Below are 17,559 nucleotides of genomic sequence, written 5' to 3'. Positions count from 1 at the left end.
CATCCACCCCTTCGCTCTGTCCGGGTTGCTCGCTCTCTCCTGATTATCGGGTTGAGGGGGTTTCTTCAGCTTCACCCGGCTACCGATGTCGGGTGAAGCGACAAATAGTCCCTCAACCCGATAATCAGGGGACTACTCAGCCGGGGGCTGCCAGCGCGGATCGCGCCCGATGAAGGCCAAGAACTGGTCCTGCACGCTCGCATCCTCGGGCACCGGCTGATGCTCGCCGAACTGCCCCGACCCACGGATGACGTCCTCCATCTGCCGCATCCCGTCGTAGGCGTCGGCGATGTAGTCCTCATCGAGCTCGTCGTGCTGACCGGTCGCGCGCGCGAGGTCCCAGGTGTGGAAGACGACATCGCTGGTGAAGTAGCGGTCGATCATCTCCGGCAGAGGCATCGAGCCGATGTCCTCATGGGTGAAGGCCACCCCTTCGCTCGCCGGGTCCTCAAGCAGGGCCTGGACCTGGCCGTCCAGGCCGGCCCAGGCGGCGGGTGGGTCGTCCACCGCCGAGGGGATGGGTACCAGGGTGATCTCGCTGCCCCCTTCGAGCATCTGCGGGAACCACGTGGTCAGGTGACCCACGACATCCCGGGCGAGCCACTGCTCCACCGGCGTCGGTGCGTCCCAGTCGCGGGTCCCGCGGACCCGGTCGGAGAACGTCGCGGCTGCCAGGCGGTACCGCTCGGCTGGTGTCGCATCGGTGAGTCTGCTCATGGGGTGACCTCCGTGGTCGTGGGGGATGGTCGGCGCGTCCAGAGTGCCGTAGCGGACCGACGCTGTCATGCGGTCGTGGCACGACGTCGTGGCCGGCCGCGTAGATTCGTCGGGTGCCCCGCCCCGAGATCGCCATCCGCAGCGCCCGGACCGCCGACGTCCGCCGGATCCGAGAGCTCGTCCAGCCTCTCGCCGAGTCGCGAGTCCTCGTGAGCAAAGAGTGGGTGAGCTACTACGAAGGGGTGCAGGAGTTCCGGGTCGCCGAGGTCGACGGGGAGGTCGCCGGGTGTGGTGCGCTGCACGTGATGTGGGAGGACCTCGCCGAGATCCGCACCCTGGCGGTCGCGCAGGAGCTCCTCGGCTCCGGGGTGGGCTCGACCCTGCTGAGCGCGCTGCTCGACGACGCGCGTGAGCTCGGGGTTCGCCGGATCTTCTGCCTCACCTTCGAGACCGAGTTCTTCGGTCGGCACGGGTTCTCCGAGATCGAGGGGCAGGCGGTCGACCCCGAGGTGTACGCCGAGCTGCTGCGTTCCTACGACGAAGGCGTCGCCGAGTTCCTCGACCTTGAGCGGGTCAAGCCCAACACCCTCGGCAACACCCGCATGCTGCGACTCCTCTGAGCTGGCGAGCCGAAGGACCTACGCTGCACCGATGAGCACCGCCGCGATCCGCCATCTCGTCGTTATGGGAGTCTCCGGGGCGGGCAAGACCACCCTGGCGAAGGGGGTCGCCGACGCGACCGGGTGGGACTTCCTCGAGGGTGACGCGCTGCACCCCCGGGCCAACATCGCGAAGATGGCAAGCGGTCACCCCTTGACCGACGAGGACCGCTGGCCCTGGCTGGAGGCGATCGGTGACTGGATCGACGCCCGTGAGCGGGAGCGCGAGAGCGCGGTCATCGCCTGCTCGGCGCTCAAGCGCTCCTACCGCGACCTATTGCGCGAGGGGCGTCCGCATGTCGAGTTCTTCCTCATCGACGTGCCGGAGGAGGAGCTGCACCGCCGCCTGGAGCAGCGCGACGACCACTTCATGAAGGCGTCGATGCTGCGCTCGCAGCTCGACACCCTGGAACGCCCGGACCCCAGGACGGAGCCGGCGGCCGTGCTGCGCTCGGACGGCGACGAGGACGAGGCGTTGCGCCTGACGCTGGAGGCGCTCGGCGTCGAGGACGCCTCTCACGCTGGCAGCGAGTAGCCCGCCTCGACCGGCTCGACCAGCCCGTCCTCGACGAGTCCTGCCAGACAGCGGTCGACCTTGACCGGGTCCTGCGGCCACACCGTGTCGAGGTGGTCCCGGGCGACCGGCGAAGGGGTGTCGCGCAGCAGCTGCAGGATCCGCCCCCTGACCTGACGGTCGGTGCCGTGCCAGGCCTGACCCCGCCGGGCCGGCCCGTCGTCGGGGGGACACCCCGCCCGCTGCCAGGCGCAGATCTCGAGCACGGGACAGTCCCCGCAGCGCGGCGCGCGCGCCGTGCACACCAGCGCCCCCAGCTCCATGACGGCCGCATTCCACGCGTTGGCCTGCTCCCGGTCCGAGGGCATGGCTGCTGCTGCGACCGCTCGCTCACGGGCGGTAAGCGAGGGTGCCGGCAGGGCGCGACCCTCGACGGCTCGGACGAGGACCCGGCGGATGTTCGTGTCGATCACGACCTGCGGGTCGCCGTGGGCGAAGGAGGCGACGGCGGCCGCGGTGTACTCGCCGACACCCGGCAGCGCGAGCAGGTCCTCGTAGCTGGTCGGGACCTGACCGTCGTGTCGCGCGACCATGGCTCGGGCAGCCTCGTGCAGCCGGAGGGCGCGCCGCGGGTATCCGAGCCGGCCCCAGTGGCGCACCGCCTCACCTGCCGGGGCATCGGCCAGTGCGAAGGGGGTCGGCCAGCGGCTTATCCATTCTCGCCAGATCGGCTCGACCCGGGCGACCGGGGTCTGCTGCGACATCACCTCGGAGAGGAAGATCTCCCAGGCCGAAGCGGTCGCGGATCGCCAGGGGAGGTCGCGGGCGTGCTCGCTGAACCAGTCGAGGATGCGCGCGTGCAGCGTGCCGAGGACTCGGTCGTCGATGCGGGCCTCAGACATACCGTTCGAGGATCGAGGTCTCCGCGAGCCGGGAGAGCCCCTCACGGACGAGCCGCGCTCGACCCTCGCCGACACCGTCCACCTGCATGAGGTCGTCGACCCCCGCGGCGAGCAGGCCTTGCAGGGTGCCGAAGTGGGTCACGAGGCGCTCGATGATCGCGCCCGGCAGACGGGGCACCTTGGCGAGGATGCGGTAGCCGTGGGGGCTGACGGTGCTGTCGAGGTTCTCCCCGCCGATCGAGTAGCCGATCGCCTTGGCGCAGCTGCCCGGGTCGAGGAGCTGGGTCGAGTCCAACGCCGCGAGGTTGGCGAGCACCTGCTCCATCCGCTGCCGGTCGTCGGCCGAGCTGAGGTAGTCGCGGATCACCCACTCGAGGTCGTCCTGCAGCCCCGCCGTCAGCTCCTCGAGCTGCAGGGTGAGCAGGCGGCCCTCGGTGCCGAGCTCGACGGTGTAGCTCTGGATCTCGGCGCCGATGCGTCGGACCATCTCCATGCGCTGCAGCACCGAGGCGACATCGCGGATCGAGACGAGGTCCTCGATCTCGAGGGCCGACAGGGTGCTCGTCACCTCGTCGAGCCGCGCCTTGTAGCGCTCCAGGGTCTGCAACGCCTGGTTGGCGAAGGCGATCAGCTCGGGCGTGGCCTTGACCACATGGCGATGGCCACCGACGTAGAACGCCACGATCCGCATCGACTGGCTCACCGAGACCACCGGGTGGCCGGTCTGCCGGGCGACGCGCTCGGCGGTGCGGTGGCGCGTGCCCGACTCGCTGGTCTCGATGCTCGGGTCGGGCAGCAGCTGCACCCCGGCGTGCACGATCCGGGTCATGCCCCGGTCGAGCACGATCGCCCCGTCCATCTTGGCCAGCTCACGCAGCCGGGTGGCGGAGAACTCGACGTCGAGCCGGAACCCCCCGGTGCACAGCCCCTCGACGGTCTTGTCGTGGCCCAGGACGATGAGGGCACCGGTGTTGCCGCGCAGGATGCGTTCGAGACCGTCACGCAGCTCGGTCCCGGGGGCGACCGCTGCGAGGGTCGCCCGGAAGAGATCGAGGTCGTCGTCGAGGTCAGGCACGAGGCGATCCTATGGCGACCCCACCTCGCTCGTCGCGCCGCGACGCTCCACCTCGCGGATCGCGGCGCGCACGTCGCTGACCTCGACGACCTCCATCCCGGCCGGCGCCGCGCCGCCGTCCAGCGCGCCGGCCGGGACGAGCGCGGTCGTGAAGCCGAGCCGTGCCGCCTCCGTCAGCCGACGGGACACCCCGACCGCGGGCCGGACCTCGCCGGACAGCCCGACCTCGCCGAGCGCGAGCAGCTGGTGGGGGAGGGCCCGGTCCATCACGGCGCTCGCGATCGCGAGGGCGACCGCGAGGTCGCTCGACGGCTCGGTGATGCGCACCCCGCCGACCGTGCTGACGTAGGTGTCGGCGTTGCCGACGGGGGCACCGGCCCTGCGGTCCAGGACCGCCATGATCATCGAGACCCGGGAGGAGTCCAGCCCCACGCTCGCCCGCCGCGGGGTCGGGATCTGCGAGGGTGCGACGAGTGCCTGGATCTCGGTGACCAGCGGCCGGCGCCCCTCGAGGGTGACGGTCGCACAGGTGCCCGGGACGGTGATGTGCCGGGAGGAGAGGAAGAGCCCGCTCGGGTCTTCCAGCCCGTGGATGCCGGTGTCGGTGAGGTCGAAGCAGCCCACCTCGTCGGTGGGGCCGTACCGGTTCTTGACCGCTCGCACAAGGCGCAGCCGCGACTGACGGTCACCGTCGAACTGGACCACCACATCGACCAGGTGCTCCAACATGCGAGGCCCGGCGATCGAGCCCTCCTTGGTGACGTGACCGACGAGCAGCATGGCGACCCCCTTCGCCTTGGCATGCTGGATCAGGGCTCCCGCGACCTCCCGGACCTGGCTGACGTTGCCCGCCGCTCCGTCGACCTCGGCCGAGGCGAGGGTCTGCACGGAGTCGACGACGACGAGCGCCGGTGAGCGCTGCTCGAGGTGGGCCAGCACGGTGCCGAGATCGGTCTCGCTCGCGAGGTACAGCCCGTCGGCAAGCGCCCCGATGCGCTGGGCCCGGGCGCGGACCTGGGCTGCGGACTCCTCGCCGCTGACGTAGAGCACCGGCCTGCCTGCGGCGGCTCGCGCGGCGACGTCGAGCAGCAGCGTCGACTTGCCGATCCCGGGCTCCCCGGCGACGAGGACGACCGAGCCGGGCACGATGCCGCCTCCGAGCACCCGGTCGAACTCCGAGACGCCCGTGCTCCAGGCCTGCGCGTCCTCGACCGGCACGTCGGCGATCGGCCGAGCGGGGTGCTCGACCCGGCCGGTCGTCGCCGTACGCACGCGAGGCGCCCCGACCTCCTCGACGGTGCCCCAGGCGTGGCACTCGCCGCAGCGGCCGACCCACTTCACGCTGCTCCAGCCGCACTCTACGCAGCGGAATCCGGGCGCCCGGGAGCTCTTCGAGGTGGCCATGACGAGACACGCTACGGGCCGGGGCCGACAACCGCCCCAGGCCGAGAGGTGCGCCGGACCGTTGGTCTGAGGTTCCCCGGGGATCTGCGAAGGGGAGGGGCGACCGTTGGTCTGAGACTCCCCGGGGATCTGCGAAGGGGAGGGGCGACCGTTGGTCTGAGGTTCCCCGGGGATCTGCGAAGGGGGAGGGTCAGCGGGCGCGGTCGGCCGCGAGGGTCGCCGGGTGGACCAGGAGGGGGAGCAGGGCGCGACCCTCCGGGGTGGGGCGGGCCCCCTTCGCCCTCCTGCCGACCCCCCGAGCCGGCCGGGTGGCCGCCTCGACCAGCGCCAGGTGCGCCTCGCAGCGCACGGCCAGCTCATCGTAGGCCGCCTGGCCCATGAGCTCGACCAAGCCGTCTCGCTCGGTGAGGTAGACCGGGTCGGCGGCGACGTGGGCGTCGGGGTTGCCCGAGCAGTACCAGTCCAGGTCGTGCCCGCCGGCGCCCCAGCCCCGCCGGTCGTACTCCCCGATCGACACCTCGAGGTAGTTCTCGCCGTCCGGGAGCTCGACCGTGCGGTAGGTGCGCCGGATCGGCAGCTGCCAGCACACGTCGGGCTTGAGGGTGTGCGGCGGGACGCCCTCGAGCATCGCGTGCTGGTGCAGCGCGCAACCCGCGCCGGCGGGGAAGCCCGGCCGGTTGAAGAAGATGCACGCTCCGTCGACGACCTTGGTCTTGCGCTCCCCGTCCTCCTTCTCGGTCCACTCCGAGAGCTTGAGCGAGCTCGGCCGCAGCTCCCACTCGTCGTCCCCGAGCTGCTCGGCCGCGGCCCGCACCCGCTTGATGTCGTCCTTGTCGCTGAAGTGGGCCCCCAGCACGCAGCAGCCGTAGTCGGGCTGGTCGGCGTCGATGCCCTCGCAGCCGCGCCCGAAGATGCAGGTCCATCGAGAGGTCAGCCAGGTCAGGTCGCAGCGCAGGCGCTGCCCGTCCTGCGCCGGGTCGTCGAACTCGACCCAGGTCCGCGGGGTCTGCAGCGGGGTCTCCCCGGGGTGAGCGCTCATCGCGGTAACCCTAAGCCCGTAGGCTCTGCCACCATGCGCCTCGGGGTCGTCGATGTCGGATCCAACACCGTCCACCTGCTCGTCGTCGACGCGCACCAGGGAGCCCAGCCCCTGCCGGCGATGTCGCACAAGATCGACCTGCGCCTCGCCGAGCACGTCACCCCCGAGGGATGGATCGAGGACAAGGGCCGCGACCGGCTCGTGCGTTTCGTCCAGGAGTGCCTCGACGCCGCCGAGGACCAGGGGGTCGAGGAGCTCATGTGCTTCGCGACGAGCGCGATCCGCGAGGCGCCCAACGGCGAGGACGTCCTCGCCAAGGTCGAGCGCAAGACCGGGGTGGACCTCCAGGTCCTCGCCGGTGAGGACGAGGCCCGCCTGACCTTCCTCGCCGCGCGCCGGTGGACCGGCTGGTCCGCGGGCAAGCTGCTCGTGCTCGACATCGGCGGTGGCTCGCTCGAGCTGAGCATCGGCACCGACGAGGACCCCGACGTCGCGCTCAGCCTGCTCCTCGGCGCCGGTCGGGTGACCCGGGAGCGGCTCGCCGGGGACCCCCCTTCGCCTGCCGACATCAAGGCGGCCCGCAAGGCGGTCCGCGCCGAGATCGCCGCCCACATCCGACCTCTGGCCAAGGCCGGCGCCCCGGACGCCGTCGTGGGCACCAGCAAGACCATGCGCTCGCTGGCCCGGATCGCCGGGGCCGCGCCCTCGGCGGACGGCCCCTACGTGCGCCGCACCCTGACCAAGGACGCCGTCACCGAGATCATCGCCCAGGTGGCGCCGATGACCGCCGCGCAGCGGCGCGACCTGCCCGGCGTCTCGGCCTCCCGCTCGCACCAGATCCTCGGCGGGGCCATCGTCGCCGAGGCGGCGATGGACCTGCTCGGCGTGCCCAGTCTCGAGATCTGCCCCTGGGCCCTGCGCGAAGGGGTGATCCTGCGTTACCTGGATCACCTCGACTCCTGAGCCGGTAGCCGACCCGCAGCGGGCCGGCCGGCGGGCGTAGGCTCGCGAGCATGCCGCCTCGCGCCCGGATCCCCGTGGCCCTGTCGACGGCCTCGGTGTATCCCAGCGGTACGGCGGCAGCCTTCGAGATCGCGTCGAGGCTGGGGTACGACGGCGTCGAGGTGATGATCTGGACCGACCCGATGAGCCAGCAGGGCCCGGCGCTGCGGGCGCTCTCCGAGCACCACGAGCTGCCGGTGGTCTCCGTGCACGCCCCGACCCTGCTGCTCACCCAGCGGGTCTACGGCAGCGACCCCTGGACCAAGATCGACCGTTCGATCGAGGTGGCCCAGGAGGTCGGTGCTCCGACCGTCGTACTGCACCCGCCCTTCCGGTGGCAGAAGGAGTACGCCGCCGGCTTCGCCGACGGGGTGGCCCAGCGCGAGCACGACACCGGGGTCCGGCTGGCCGTCGAGAACATGTACCCCTGGGCCGCCCGCGGGCGGCAGGTCCAGGCCTACCTGCCCCACTGGGACCCGGTGCCGCAGCCCTACGACCACGTGACGATCGACCTCTCCCACACCGCCAGCGCCGGGTCGGATGCGATGGAGATGGTCCGCGCGCTCGGTCCGCGCCTGACCCATCTGCACCTGACCGACGGGAGCGGACGGACCATCACCGACGAGCACCTCGTGCCCGGCCGCGGCTCGCAGCCGTGCGCCGAGGTGCTGCAGCACCTCGCGGGCAGCGGCTTCGACGGGTCGGTGGTCCTCGAGGTCGGGACCCGGCGCCGCGACGCTCGCGAGCGGGAGCTCGACCTCGTCGAGTCGCTGGAGTTCGCCCGGGAGCGCCTCGGGCAGTAGGGCTGTCGACGACGGCGAAGGGTGACCGAGGGGTCATTCACCGAGACCGGCGGGCCGTCGGGCGGCGTCTACGCTGCCCCCATGTCTGAGCGTGAGTTCCTCATGATCGTCAACGAGGAGGCGGGGACCAGCGACGAGCAACGGGTCGAGCAGGTGCGTCGCCTCCTCGCCGCGCAGGCCGATGTCAAGGTCGCGCGGACCGGGTCGATCGACGAGCTGCAGCACGCCCTGGACAACCGCGGCAGCGCGGAGGTCGTGGTGTGCGGCGGTGACGGCTCGCTGCACGCGGTCGTCACGGCGCTGTGCCTCGTCTACGAGCTCGACGAGGACGACCTGCCCGCGCTGGGCCTGATCCCCCTCGGGACGGGCAACGACTTCGCCCGCGCGGCGGGGATCCCCGAGGACCCGGAGGAGGCGGCGCGGATCGTGCTGGAGGGGCCGCTGCAGCCGATCGACATCATCCGGGACGCTGACGACTTCATCGTCGTCAACGCCGTCCACGTCGGGACCGGCGACCGTGCCGGCCGTGAGGCGAAGCCGTGGAAGGACCGCCTCGGCACGATCGGTCTCGGTCCGCTCGGCTATGTCATCGGGAGTGTCATCGCCGGCTTTCGCAAGGACGGGTGGAAGCTCGTGGTGGAGGTCGACGGCGAGGTCGTCGCCGACGGCTCGACCCGGCTGATGCAGGTGGCGATGGCCAACGGCACGAGCATCGGCGGTGGCGCGGCCCTCGCGCCCGAGGCCGAGCCGGGGGACGGGCGCGCCGACGTGGTGATCGCCGAGTCCCGCACCCGGCTTGAGCGGGTCCAGTACGCGCTGCACCTCAAGTCCGGAGATCTCGACCGGCTGAACGGGGTCCGCCGGATGACAGGGGCGCATGTGCGACTGCGCTCGGCGACCGGCAGCTCGTTCGGCGTCAACGCCGACGGCGAGCTGCTCGACCCGGTCACCGAGGCCGAGTGGACCCTGCAGCGCGCGGCCTACCGGCTTCACCTGCCGGAGGAGGCCGACTCCCAGCCCCGAGCGAGCGAGCCGGTCCGATGAGCATGCTGCCGACCTCGGCCGGGCTGCGGGCGGCGGTGGTCGACGTCCTCACCGTGCCGCCGGTGCGCTCCAGGGTGTCCGCTTCGGGCCTGGTGCACGCCGCTCGTGAGCGCTTCGTCGCCGGGCCTGTCTTGGACGACGCGCTCGACACCGCCGCCGACCTGGGTCGGACCACCCGCGCGGCGGCGATCCAGCCGCTCTGTGTGCCCGCCGACGACGAGGCCACGTGCGCCGCCAACCGCAGCGTGGCTCAGGAGTGCCTCGCCGCCATCGCCGCGCTACCGCCTGGCACCCAGCGGCCCGACGTCTTCCTCTCCCCGGCCGTGCTCGGCCTCGGGGTGAGCCCGCCCGGCGTCCTCAGCACGTACCTCACCGGGCTCGCGGAGTCGGCCGGCGCCGCCGGCGTCTCGATCACCCTGCGCAGCGCCCCGGCGGGGCTGGACGGGGAGCTGGTCGACCTCGTCACCTCGGTGACCGGGTCCACTGGCGCGAAGGGGGGACCCTCCCCCCTTCGCACGACGGTCCTGACCCGGCGGCACCGGGCCGAGGAAGACTGCAGCCGGCTGGTCGACGCCGGCGTCGCGGTCCGGCTGGTCCGCGGCGGCCCGCGGGAGTCGGGCCACACGGCGTGGACGGACCGTCACGAGGCTGACCTCGCGTTCGTGCGCTGCCTCAGCGTGGCGTTGACCGGCGACGCAGGGCCGATGGTGGCGACCCAGGACCCCGTGCTGCTCGAGGTGATCGACGCGATGGCCGAGCAGCACGGACGCCACCGCGACCTCGAGTACCAGCTCTACCTCGGGGTGCAGCCCGACCTGCAGGTGAGACTGGCCGACGCGGGGCACCGCGTGCGGGTGCTCGTCCCGTACGGCTCGGACTGGTACGCCTACCTCGCCGACCTGATCGAACGTCCCTCGACCACCCGCAGGATGCTCAGCGCGCTCACCGGGCGGGGCTGAGGGGCCCGGTCGCTACGCTGAGCCGGATGAGCGAGCAGCAGCGGACCACAGCGATCTACGGCGTCGGCTCGATGGGCGGGGCGATCCTCGAGGGCCTGCTCTCCGGACGCAGGGACGGCGATCCCGAGGTGCTCGCCGTGGTGCGCCGCGAGGAGCAGGCCCGCGAGCTCGACGCCCGGGATGGTGCGCGCTCGGTGGCCCCGGAGGAGGCGGCGGCTCAGGCCGATCTGCACCTGCTCGTCGTCAAGCCGGCGGTGGTCCCCGAGCTGCTCGAGCAGGTGCGCGACTCCCTTCGCCCCGGCAGTGTCGTGGTCAGCCTCGCCCTCGGGGTGAGCCTGAGCGACCTGGGCGACCTCCTGCCGGACGAGGTGGCGGCGATCCGCGGCATGCCCAGCACCCCGGCCCGGGTCGGTCAGGGGATGACCGTGCTCTCTCCCGGGGCGAGCGTGAGCCAGGCCCAGCTGGACGCGGTCCGTGAGGTGCTCGCGGCGACGGGAGAGACCATCGTGCTGCCGGAGACCCAGCAGGACGTCGCGACGGCGCTCTCGGGCTCGGCCCCGGCGTACTTCTACCTCGTCGTCGAGGCGCTCGTCGACGCCGGTGTCGCCGGGGGGCTGCCGCGGGCCACGGCCGTGGAGCTCGCCACCCAGGCCGCCCTCGGCGCCGGGACGATGATGCGGGAGACGGGCGAGGAACCGGCGCTCCTTCGGGCCGCGGTCACCTCCCCCGGAGGGTCCACCGCCGCCGCGCTGCGCCAGCTCGAGGCCGGCGGCCTGCGCGAGACCTTCGCCCGGGCCGTGGAGGCGTGCGCCCGGCGGTCGGCCGGATGAGCAAGACCCCCGAGCTGGTCGGCGACGGGTGGGACGGGCCGGTGCGCGTGCGCCGGCTCACCCCGCAGGACTGGGCCGACCTGCGGTCGGTCCGGCTGGCGATGCTGCTCGACACCCCGCTGGCGTACGGGTCGACCTACGAGCGAGAGCGGGAGTACCCCGAGGAGCTGTGGCGCGAGCGGGCCGGCGGGCTGGCCTGGATGGCCTGGACCGGCTCCCGACCGGTCGGGTCGGTGACGCTCTACGCCAGCGACGACCGGCCGTCGGAGGAGATCTGGCTCGTGGGGATGTGGGTCGCCGCCCATGCCCGGGGCGGTGGGGCGGCGCAGGCCCTCGTCGAGGCGGCCGTGGCGCAGGCCCGTGCGGACGGGCTGGAGCGGGTCGTCCTCGAGGTCGCCGAGAACAACCCCAGGGCGCGTGCCGCCTACTCTCGGATGGGGTTCGTCGAGACCGGGGAGGCCGGGCCCTCCTCCACCCACCCCAGGGTCTGCGAGCTGGAGATGGTGCGGTACCTGACCGGGTGAACTCCTGGTGACACGCTCGGCACCCGCCCGCCAGACATGACAGAGTATGGCCATGAGTGAGATCACCGTGCGTGCCCTCGGCGAGGACGACTGGGAGACCTATCGAGAGGTTCGCCTGGCTGCGCTCGAGGAGTCTCCGGACGCCTTCGTCGCCGACAAGGCCGATGAGGAGGGCAAGTCGGAGCAGTTCTGGCGCGAGCGGATGAACCGCAGCCGCCGCCTGCTCGCCGAAGCCGACGGCGGCCGGGTCGGCGTCGTGAGCATCGGCTCCTCCCCGGAGAAGCCGGACGAGGAGACCGACGACTCCGCAGGTCAGCTCTTCGGTCTGTGGGTCGCCCCCGAGTGGCGCGGCAGGAGCGTCGCGGCGACGCTCGTACGCGAAGCGTCCAAGGACGCGAAGGGGAGAGGCCTGCGCCGGCTCTTCTACTGGGTCGGGACCGACAACCCCCGCGCGGTCGCCTTCGCCAGCAGCTTCGGATTCCGCCCGACCGACGACCGGCGCCCGATGCGCACGCACAGCGACGACGGCGAGGAAGAGATCGCCATGGTCCTCGCCCTCGGCGACGACCGCGGCGACGGCTGAGCCGCTCTCCGCTCCGTCAGGCCCCGCGCGCCGTCAGGGGCGCGCTGCCATCCGCTCGATGAGCGAGGTGGGGCCGCTGACGATGATCGTGTCGCCCTCGTGGACCTTGGTCTCGGGCCGCGCATGCGTGAAGTCCTCACCGGGCGGCTTGACCCCGACGACGGTGACGCCGTACCTGCTGCGGATCTGAGACTGCTCCAGGGTGAAGCCGACCGCCTCCTTGGGCGGGATCATCTTGACGATCGCGAAGCCGTCGTCGAACTCGATGTAGTCGATGAGCTTACTGCCGACGAGGTGGGCCAGGCGCTGCCCGGACTCGATCTCGGGGGAGAGGACGTGCTGCACCCCGATGCGGGCCAGGATGCGGGCGTGCTCCGGGCTCACCGCCTTGGCCCAGACCTTCGGGGCCCCGGCGTCGATGAGGTTGACCGCGGCGAGGACCGATGCCTCGACCGACGACCCGATGCCGAGGACGGCCCCGGAGAACTCCGCCGGGCGCAGCTCCTCCACGAAGGTGACGTTCGTGGCGTCGCCCTGCACGATCCGACCCACCCGGCCGAGGTAGGACTCGGCGAGGGCGTGATCGAGCTCGACCGCGGTCACGCGGTTGCCGAGACGGTGCAGCTCGGTGGCCACAGCTCCGCCGAACCGTCCCATCCCGACGACGAGGATGTCCTCGTTGTGCACCCGCATCTTCCCCATGCGTAAAAGCTCCCGTGTCGAAGGTCCTTCCAGGCCCCGACTGTAGTGCGAGTACCGTGCGAGCATGAGCACACGGGCGTGCGTGGTGTGGGGGCCGGAGTTCACGAAGTACGACTTCGGGGTCGGCCACCCGATGGCGCCGCTTCGCATCGACCTCACCGCGAAGCTGGCGCAGTCGCTCGGCGTGCTCGCCGACGTCGACGTCGTCTCACCCGGTGTCGCCGACGATCAGACGCTGTTGGCCGCGCACGACGGGGAGTACGTCGAGGCCGTGAAGCAGGTCAGCGCCGACCCGAGCCGGGCCGATGCCCGCTTCGGCATCGGGACCGAGGACGTCCCGGCGTTCGAGGGCATGCACGAGGCCAGCGCCAGGATCGTCGCGGGCACGATGGAGGTCACCCGCCGGGTCTGGCACGGCGAGAACCAGCACGGGGTGAACTTCACCGGCGGGATGCACCACGCCATGCGCGATCGCGCCTCGGGGTTCTGCATCTACAACGACATCGTCGTGGCCATCGAGTGGCTGCTGGCGCAGGGCGTCGAGCGGGTGGCCTACGTCGACGTCGACGTCCATCACGGCGACGGAGTGCAGGCCGCGTTCTACGACGACCCGCGCGTGCTCACCTGCTCGCTGCACGAGTCGGGCCGGACGCTCTTCCCCGGGACGGGATGGCCAGGGGACGTCGGCGGGCCGGGTGCGGAAGGGACCGCCGTCAACGTGGCGCTCCCACCCGCGGTGACCGACTCGCCGTGGCTGCGGGCGCTGGCCTCGGCGGTCATCCCGGTGGTCGAGGCCTTCGAGCCGCAGGTGCTCATCACCCAGCACGGGTGCGACACCCACTCCAGCGACCCGCTCGCCCACATGGCGCTCACGGTCGACGCGCAGCGCCACGCGATGGCCACGCTGCACCGCCTCTCCCACGACCTCTGCGACGGGCGCTGGATCGCCCTGGGCGGAGGAGGGTACGAGCTCGTCGACGTCGTCCCGCGCTCCTGGGCGCACCTCACCGCCATTGCCGCGCACCAGCCGGTCGACGTCGCGACCGAGCTACCCGCGGACTACGTCGCCCAGGTGCAGCACCTCGCCGGCAAGACGCCCCCAGCGCGGATGGGAGACCTGCCGCGCTCCGAGCTGCCGATCTGGGTGCAGCCCTGGTCGATGGGCTACAACCCGCACAGCGACGTCGACCGAGCGATCATGGCGACCCGCGAGGCGGTCTTCCCCACCCACGGCCTCGACGTCTGGTTCGACTAGATCTGCGGCCGTCGCATCGGCGTGTCGCCTGGACATCGGCGTCGACGATTCTCTCAGGGGCTTCACAGCAGTCACAACTACCTCTATGGTTACCCTGCACGCGTCGTAGAAGTCCGTCGGCCACCTGAGCTGGCGCTGCGCTCGTCAGGGAAAGGTTCAGGTGGGGAGATGTCGGAGGACCGACTGAGTGGGGTCACGTTCCTCACGGTCGCGGAGGTGGCCTCGATCATGCGCGTCTCGAAGATGACGGTCTATCGCATGGTCCACGCAGGCGAGCTGCCCGCGGTCCGGGTCGGCCGGTCCTTCCGCGTCCCCAAGGAGGCCGTCGACGCATACCTCGACTCCTCCTACGTCGAGACCGCATAGAGCGAAGGGGGGGGGCGCCGCCCCCTTCGCCTCCGGCCGGTTTGGGGTCGGTACGAGCGCCAGATAGGCTGCTGCATCGACTCTGACCCGAGAAGAGGCGCGGTGAGATGCCCTCCCCTCCCGGGCACTCAGCACGACGAAGCACGATGAAGGACGACGTATGGGTTCTGTGATCAAGAAGCGCCGCAAGCGGATGGCGAAGAAGAAGCACCGCAAGCTGCTGCGCAAGACGCGCCACCAGCGCCGCAACAAGAAGTGACGCACAGCGGGCCCCAGCCGATCGGCTGGGGCCCGCAGCCGTCTCCCTGCCCCCGTCTCCTTGCCCCGTCCCGGCCACCGTGGGCGCATGCCTGGTTAGGCTCGGGCTCACACCGCTCACCTGCGCCAGGATCGAGGGAGGAACCAGGTGGCTCGCACCGTGCTCATCACCGGGGTGTCGCGACACCTCGGTGGCGCCTTCGCGCGCCGGCTCAGCGCCGAGGAGGACGTCACCCGGATCATCGGCGTCGACGTCGTCCCTCCCCGCCACGGAATCGGGCGGGCCGAGTTCGTCCGGGCCGACATCCGCAGCCCGCTCATCGCGCGGATCGTCTCCGACAACGAGGTCGACACCGTGGTGCACATGGGGGTCATCGCCACCCCGGCCGCCAGCGGAGGGCGGGTCTCCCAGAAGGAGATCAACGTCATCGGCACCATGCAGCTGCTCGCTGCCTGCCAGAAGGCCGAGAGCCTCCAGCGCCTCGTGGTGAAGTCGACCTCCGCCGTCTACGGTTCCAGCCCCAAGGACCCGGCGATGTTCAAGGAGGAGTTCTCAGCGCGCCGGCTGCCCTCGGGTGGGTGGGGCCGAGACTCCGTCGAGGTCGAGGGGTACGTGCGCGGCTTCGCGCGGCGCCGGCCCGACGTCGGGATCACCATGCTGCGCTTCGCCAACGTCATCGGGCCGCGCATCCGGACCGCGATGACCGACTACTTCTCGCTCCCGCTCATCCCGCTGCCGCTCGGCTACGACGGCAGGCTGCAGTTCGTCCACGAGGATGACGTCGGCGAGGCCCTGACGACGGCGCTGCTCCAGGACGCCGTCGGCACGGTCAACATCGCCGGTGACGGCATCATCACCGCCACCCAGGCGGCCAACCTCGCCGGCCGCCCGTTCCTGTCGATACCGCACCAGGGCAGCGGGACGATCGGGGGCTTGCTGCAACGCAGCGGCCTCGTCGACAGCAGCCCGGACCAGATCACGTTGCTCACCTTCGGCCGGGGCGTCGACACGACGAAGATGCGCGCCGAGCTCGGGTTCGAGCCGCGCTACACCACACGAGAGGCGTTCGAGTCCTTCGCCGCCCGCCTCACCCACCGGCGATTCTTCCTCGGCGGGCGCAAGCAGCCCAGCTGGCTTGCCGCACACGCCGCCGAGCGAGCGATCGCCGCGATCGACCTCACCGGGAAGAAGGACTGATGGCCGAGAAGAAGCCTGCGAAGAAGTCTGCCGCGAAGAAGTCGACCGCGAAGACCGCCCCGACGAAGAAGGCGACCGCCGCGAAGGGGACGACCCCCGCGAAGAAGGCCGGCGCCAAGAGAGCCTCCACGACGTCGACCCCTACCGCCGTCGCCACCGCCGCCGAGCGTGCCGGTGGCGAGCGGGCGCGTCGTCGCTCGACCCCGCTGCTCTCGGGCAGCGAGGAGGGCCGGGCGCAGGCCCGCCGCACGCCGGCCCGCCGCACGCCGGCCCGCCGCACGCCGGCCCGCCGGGCACCGGCTCGCCCCACCGCCCCGACGCTCCGCGTCGTCGAGGGGGAGGGGGGTGGCGACGCCGCGCCGCGACGACGCGAGCGGGCCAGGGCCAGCTCGGCCGGTGCCGCCGCGCTGCAGGGTGCGGTGCGTTCGGTCGAGGCCGAGAGCCCGTCCGAGACGCCGACCAGCACCACGCCGAGCTCGGGCACCACGCTCGCGCCGGGGGTCGCCGAGCTCCTCTCGGTCGCCCTCAGCGCCGGTCAGGTCGCCTCGCGCAGCATCGGCTCCGCCATGAGCCAGGCCGCGGGCGAGGACCTGGAGCGTCGGCTCGGTGACGTCCTCGCCTTCCTCCGTCGCAGGGTCCAGGGCGACTACGTGGTCGACGACTTCGGCTTCGACGAGGACTTCACGATCCACACCGCGTTCCCGCTCCTGCGCCCGCTGAAGGACCGCTGGTTCCGGGTCGAGGTCCGCGGCATCGAGAACATCCCCGCCGAGGGCGGCGCGCTTGTCGTGAGCAACCACTCGGGAACCGTCGCCATCGACTCGGTCATCACCCAGCTGGCGATCTATGACGAGCACCCGCAGCGGCGTTTCCTACGGATGCTCGGCGCCGACCTCGTCTTCCAGATGCCCCTCGTCGGCGACTTCGCGCGCAAGACCGGCGCGACCCTCGCGACCAACCCCGACGCCGAGCGCCTCATGAGCAACGGCGAGCTGGTGGGGGTCTGGCCCGAGGGCTTCAAGGGCGTGGGCAAGCCCTTCCGGGAGCGGTACAAGCTGCAGCGCTTCGGCCGTGGAGGCTTCGTCTCGGCCGCGATGCGCAGCGAGGTCCCGATCATCCCCTGCTCGGTCGTCGGCGCCGAGGAGGTCTACCCGATGATCGGCAACCTCAAGACCCTCGCCCGCCTCCTCGGCGCACCGTACGCGCCGGTGACGCCGACCTTCCCGCTCCTCGGGCCGCTCGGCCTGATCCCGCTGCCGAGCAAGTGGATCATCGAGTTCAGCCCGCCCGTCGACACCGCCAGCCTGGGCAAGGACGCGGCCGAGGACCCCGCGCTCGTCTTCGACCTCACCGACCAAGTTCGCGAGACCATCCAGCAGACGCTGTACTCGGTGCTCATGACCCGCCGCTCGGTCTTCTTCTGATGTCCGCTCGGCACCGGGCGGCGATGACGGGTTGGCAGCCCGGAGCGACGATCTCGGTGATCAGCCGGGACGGCTGCCACCTCTGCGACGACGTCGAAGGGGTGGTGGCCCGCGTCGCCGCCGACCTCGACGTGAGGTGGGAGCGGGTGGACGTCGACGCCGACCCCGAGCTGGTGGAGCGCTACGGCGAAGAGGTGCCGGTCACCTTCGTGGGCGGCCGTCAGCACGACTACTGGCGGATCGACGAGGCCCGCCTGCGGGCCGCGGTGGCCGACCTCCCTTCGTCCTAGCGGGTCCGGCG

General features: G+C 71.8%; 21 protein-coding genes. 15 read left to right on the top strand and 6 right to left on the bottom strand.

The window, feature by feature from the left end; all coding sequences use genetic code 11:
* Positions 1–132: 132 nt before the first annotated feature.
* Complete coding sequence (locus FB557_RS05825) at positions 133–717, bottom strand: TIGR03086 family metal-binding protein (RefSeq protein WP_144856544.1); 585 nt, start codon at positions 715–717, stop codon at positions 133–135.
* Positions 718–830: 113 nt separating this feature from the next.
* Here FB557_RS05825 and FB557_RS05820 point away from each other — a divergent pair, with 113 nt between their 5' ends.
* Complete coding sequence (locus FB557_RS05820; protein ID WP_144856542.1) at positions 831–1,337, top strand: amino-acid N-acetyltransferase; 507 nt, start codon at positions 831–833, stop codon at positions 1,335–1,337.
* A 31-nt stretch (positions 1,338–1,368) separates the two neighbouring features.
* Complete coding sequence (locus FB557_RS05815) at positions 1,369–1,911, top strand: gluconokinase (protein WP_144856541.1); 543 nt, start codon at positions 1,369–1,371, stop codon at positions 1,909–1,911.
* Here the strand turns inward: FB557_RS05815 and FB557_RS05810 are convergent.
* The 4 genes from FB557_RS05810 to FB557_RS05795 form a co-directional block, all read right to left on the bottom strand.
* Positions 1,893–2,792 carry an HhH-GPD family protein gene (locus tag FB557_RS05810; RefSeq protein ID WP_144856539.1) on the bottom strand — a complete coding sequence of 300 codons (900 nt, stop codon included), beginning with the start codon at positions 2,790–2,792 and terminating at the stop codon, positions 1,893–1,895. The genes FB557_RS05815 and FB557_RS05810 overlap by 19 nt on opposite strands.
* Positions 2,785–3,867, bottom strand: coding sequence for a DNA integrity scanning diadenylate cyclase DisA (gene disA, locus FB557_RS05805; RefSeq protein WP_144856537.1), 1,083 nt, complete (start codon positions 3,865–3,867; stop codon positions 2,785–2,787). Before disA ends, FB557_RS05810 begins: the two co-directional genes overlap by 8 nt.
* A gap of 9 nt (positions 3,868–3,876) precedes the next feature.
* Complete coding sequence (gene radA / locus FB557_RS05800) at positions 3,877–5,271, bottom strand: DNA repair protein RadA (RefSeq protein WP_144856535.1); 1,395 nt, start codon at positions 5,269–5,271, stop codon at positions 3,877–3,879.
* A 190-nt stretch (positions 5,272–5,461) separates the two neighbouring features.
* Entirely contained in the window at positions 5,462–6,310 is an 849-nt protein-coding gene (locus tag FB557_RS05795; protein ID WP_144856533.1) for a DUF3109 family protein, read from the bottom strand.
* 33 nt (positions 6,311–6,343) lie between these two features.
* Here FB557_RS05795 and FB557_RS05790 point away from each other — a divergent pair, with 33 nt between their 5' ends.
* The 7 genes from FB557_RS05790 (at position 6,344) to FB557_RS05760 (ending at position 12,055) form a co-directional block, all read left to right on the top strand.
* On the top strand, positions 6,344–7,273 hold the full coding sequence (locus FB557_RS05790; protein ID WP_144856531.1) for a Ppx/GppA family phosphatase: 930 nt from the start codon (positions 6,344–6,346) through the stop codon (positions 7,271–7,273).
* 50 nt (positions 7,274–7,323) lie between these two features.
* A complete protein-coding gene (locus FB557_RS05785) occupies positions 7,324–8,115 on the top strand; it encodes a sugar phosphate isomerase/epimerase family protein (protein WP_144856529.1) in 792 nt (263 codons plus the stop codon).
* An 81-nt stretch (positions 8,116–8,196) separates the two neighbouring features.
* The gene (locus FB557_RS05780; RefSeq protein WP_144856527.1) at positions 8,197–9,159 is read left to right on the top strand and encodes a diacylglycerol/lipid kinase family protein; all 963 of its coding nucleotides are present in this window, start codon (positions 8,197–8,199) and stop codon (positions 9,157–9,159) included.
* Positions 9,156–10,118 (top strand): proline dehydrogenase family protein, encoded by a 963-nt coding sequence (locus FB557_RS05775; protein WP_144856525.1) that lies wholly within the window; start codon positions 9,156–9,158, stop codon positions 10,116–10,118. Before FB557_RS05780 ends, FB557_RS05775 begins: the two co-directional genes overlap by 4 nt.
* A gap of 26 nt (positions 10,119–10,144) precedes the next feature.
* Entirely contained in the window at positions 10,145–10,948 is an 804-nt protein-coding gene (gene proC / locus FB557_RS05770) for a pyrroline-5-carboxylate reductase (RefSeq protein ID WP_144856523.1), read from the top strand.
* On the top strand, positions 10,945–11,472 hold the full coding sequence (locus FB557_RS05765; protein ID WP_144856521.1) for a GNAT family N-acetyltransferase: 528 nt from the start codon (positions 10,945–10,947) through the stop codon (positions 11,470–11,472). Before proC ends, FB557_RS05765 begins: the two co-directional genes overlap by 4 nt.
* Before the next feature lie 52 nt (positions 11,473–11,524).
* A complete protein-coding gene (locus tag FB557_RS05760) occupies positions 11,525–12,055 on the top strand; it encodes a GNAT family N-acetyltransferase (protein WP_144856519.1) in 531 nt (176 codons plus the stop codon).
* Between the two features lie 33 nt (positions 12,056–12,088).
* On the opposite strand, the gene FB557_RS05755 is transcribed toward FB557_RS05760, so the two are convergent.
* Positions 12,089–12,757 (bottom strand): potassium channel family protein, encoded by a 669-nt coding sequence (locus FB557_RS05755; protein ID WP_144856517.1) that lies wholly within the window; start codon positions 12,755–12,757, stop codon positions 12,089–12,091.
* Between the two features lie 64 nt (positions 12,758–12,821).
* Between FB557_RS05755 and FB557_RS05750 the strand changes: the two genes are divergently transcribed.
* The 6 genes from FB557_RS05750 to FB557_RS05725 all read left to right on the top strand — a co-directional run bounded on the left by FB557_RS05750 (position 12,822) and on the right by FB557_RS05725 (position 17,548).
* Positions 12,822–14,012 carry an acetoin utilization protein AcuC gene (locus FB557_RS05750; RefSeq protein WP_144856515.1) on the top strand — a complete coding sequence of 397 codons (1,191 nt, stop codon included), beginning with the start codon at positions 12,822–12,824 and terminating at the stop codon, positions 14,010–14,012.
* Between the two features lie 168 nt (positions 14,013–14,180).
* Positions 14,181–14,378 (top strand): helix-turn-helix domain-containing protein, encoded by a 198-nt coding sequence (locus FB557_RS05745; RefSeq protein ID WP_144856513.1) that lies wholly within the window; start codon positions 14,181–14,183, stop codon positions 14,376–14,378.
* 160 nt (positions 14,379–14,538) lie between these two features.
* A complete protein-coding gene (locus FB557_RS05740) occupies positions 14,539–14,637 on the top strand; it encodes a 30S ribosomal protein bS22 (protein WP_003792170.1) in 99 nt (32 codons plus the stop codon).
* Positions 14,638–14,784: 147 nt separating this feature from the next.
* A complete protein-coding gene (locus tag FB557_RS05735) occupies positions 14,785–15,834 on the top strand; it encodes an NAD-dependent epimerase/dehydratase family protein (protein WP_144856511.1) in 1,050 nt (349 codons plus the stop codon).
* Entirely contained in the window at positions 15,834–17,258 is a 1,425-nt protein-coding gene (locus tag FB557_RS05730) for a lysophospholipid acyltransferase family protein (RefSeq protein WP_144856509.1), read from the top strand. Before FB557_RS05735 ends, FB557_RS05730 begins: the two co-directional genes overlap by 1 nt.
* 23 nt (positions 17,259–17,281) lie before the next feature.
* Entirely contained in the window at positions 17,282–17,548 is a 267-nt protein-coding gene (locus FB557_RS05725; RefSeq protein ID WP_144856507.1) for a glutaredoxin family protein, read from the top strand.
* Positions 17,549–17,559 lie beyond the last annotated feature (11 nt).

Source organism: Marihabitans asiaticum (assembly GCF_007828725.1).
In the GTDB taxonomy this organism is placed as follows: Bacteria; Actinomycetota; Actinomycetes; order Actinomycetales; family Dermatophilaceae; genus Marihabitans; species Marihabitans asiaticum.
The sequence above is the reverse complement of the archived record's forward strand: the minus strand, read 5'-3'. Positions and strand labels throughout refer to the sequence as shown.

What these genes read in the sequence shown, in the direction of transcription:
- FB557_RS05825 (WP_144856544.1), bottom strand. Translation starts at nt 717, where the DNA reads ATGAGCAGACTCACCGATGCGACACCAGCCGAGCGGTACCGCCTGGCA.
- FB557_RS05815 (WP_144856541.1), top strand. Translation starts at nt 1,369, where the DNA reads ATGAGCACCGCCGCGATCCGCCATCTCGTCGTTATGGGAGTCTCCGGG.
- FB557_RS05810 (WP_144856539.1), bottom strand. Translation starts at nt 2,792, where the DNA reads ATGTCTGAGGCCCGCATCGACGACCGAGTCCTCGGCACGCTGCACGCG.
- radA (WP_144856535.1), bottom strand. Translation starts at nt 5,271, where the DNA reads ATGGCCACCTCGAAGAGCTCCCGGGCGCCCGGATTCCGCTGCGTAGAG.
- FB557_RS05795 (WP_144856533.1), bottom strand. Translation starts at nt 6,310, where the DNA reads ATGAGCGCTCACCCCGGGGAGACCCCGCTGCAGACCCCGCGGACCTGG.
- FB557_RS05790 (WP_144856531.1), top strand. Translation starts at nt 6,344, where the DNA reads ATGCGCCTCGGGGTCGTCGATGTCGGATCCAACACCGTCCACCTGCTC.
- FB557_RS05785 (WP_144856529.1), top strand. Translation starts at nt 7,324, where the DNA reads ATGCCGCCTCGCGCCCGGATCCCCGTGGCCCTGTCGACGGCCTCGGTG.
- FB557_RS05780 (WP_144856527.1), top strand. Translation starts at nt 8,197, where the DNA reads ATGTCTGAGCGTGAGTTCCTCATGATCGTCAACGAGGAGGCGGGGACC.
- FB557_RS05775 (WP_144856525.1), top strand. Translation starts at nt 9,156, where the DNA reads ATGAGCATGCTGCCGACCTCGGCCGGGCTGCGGGCGGCGGTGGTCGAC.
- proC (WP_144856523.1), top strand. Translation starts at nt 10,145, where the DNA reads ATGAGCGAGCAGCAGCGGACCACAGCGATCTACGGCGTCGGCTCGATG.
- FB557_RS05765 (WP_144856521.1), top strand. Translation starts at nt 10,945, where the DNA reads ATGAGCAAGACCCCCGAGCTGGTCGGCGACGGGTGGGACGGGCCGGTG.
- FB557_RS05760 (WP_144856519.1), top strand. Translation starts at nt 11,525, where the DNA reads ATGAGTGAGATCACCGTGCGTGCCCTCGGCGAGGACGACTGGGAGACC.
- FB557_RS05755 (WP_144856517.1), bottom strand. Translation starts at nt 12,757, where the DNA reads ATGGGGAAGATGCGGGTGCACAACGAGGACATCCTCGTCGTCGGGATG.
- FB557_RS05750 (WP_144856515.1), top strand. Translation starts at nt 12,822, where the DNA reads ATGAGCACACGGGCGTGCGTGGTGTGGGGGCCGGAGTTCACGAAGTAC.
- FB557_RS05745 (WP_144856513.1), top strand. Translation starts at nt 14,181, where the DNA reads ATGTCGGAGGACCGACTGAGTGGGGTCACGTTCCTCACGGTCGCGGAG.
- FB557_RS05740 (WP_003792170.1), top strand. Translation starts at nt 14,539, where the DNA reads ATGGGTTCTGTGATCAAGAAGCGCCGCAAGCGGATGGCGAAGAAGAAG.
- FB557_RS05730 (WP_144856509.1), top strand. Translation starts at nt 15,834, where the DNA reads ATGGCCGAGAAGAAGCCTGCGAAGAAGTCTGCCGCGAAGAAGTCGACC.
- FB557_RS05725 (WP_144856507.1), top strand. Translation starts at nt 17,282, where the DNA reads ATGACGGGTTGGCAGCCCGGAGCGACGATCTCGGTGATCAGCCGGGAC.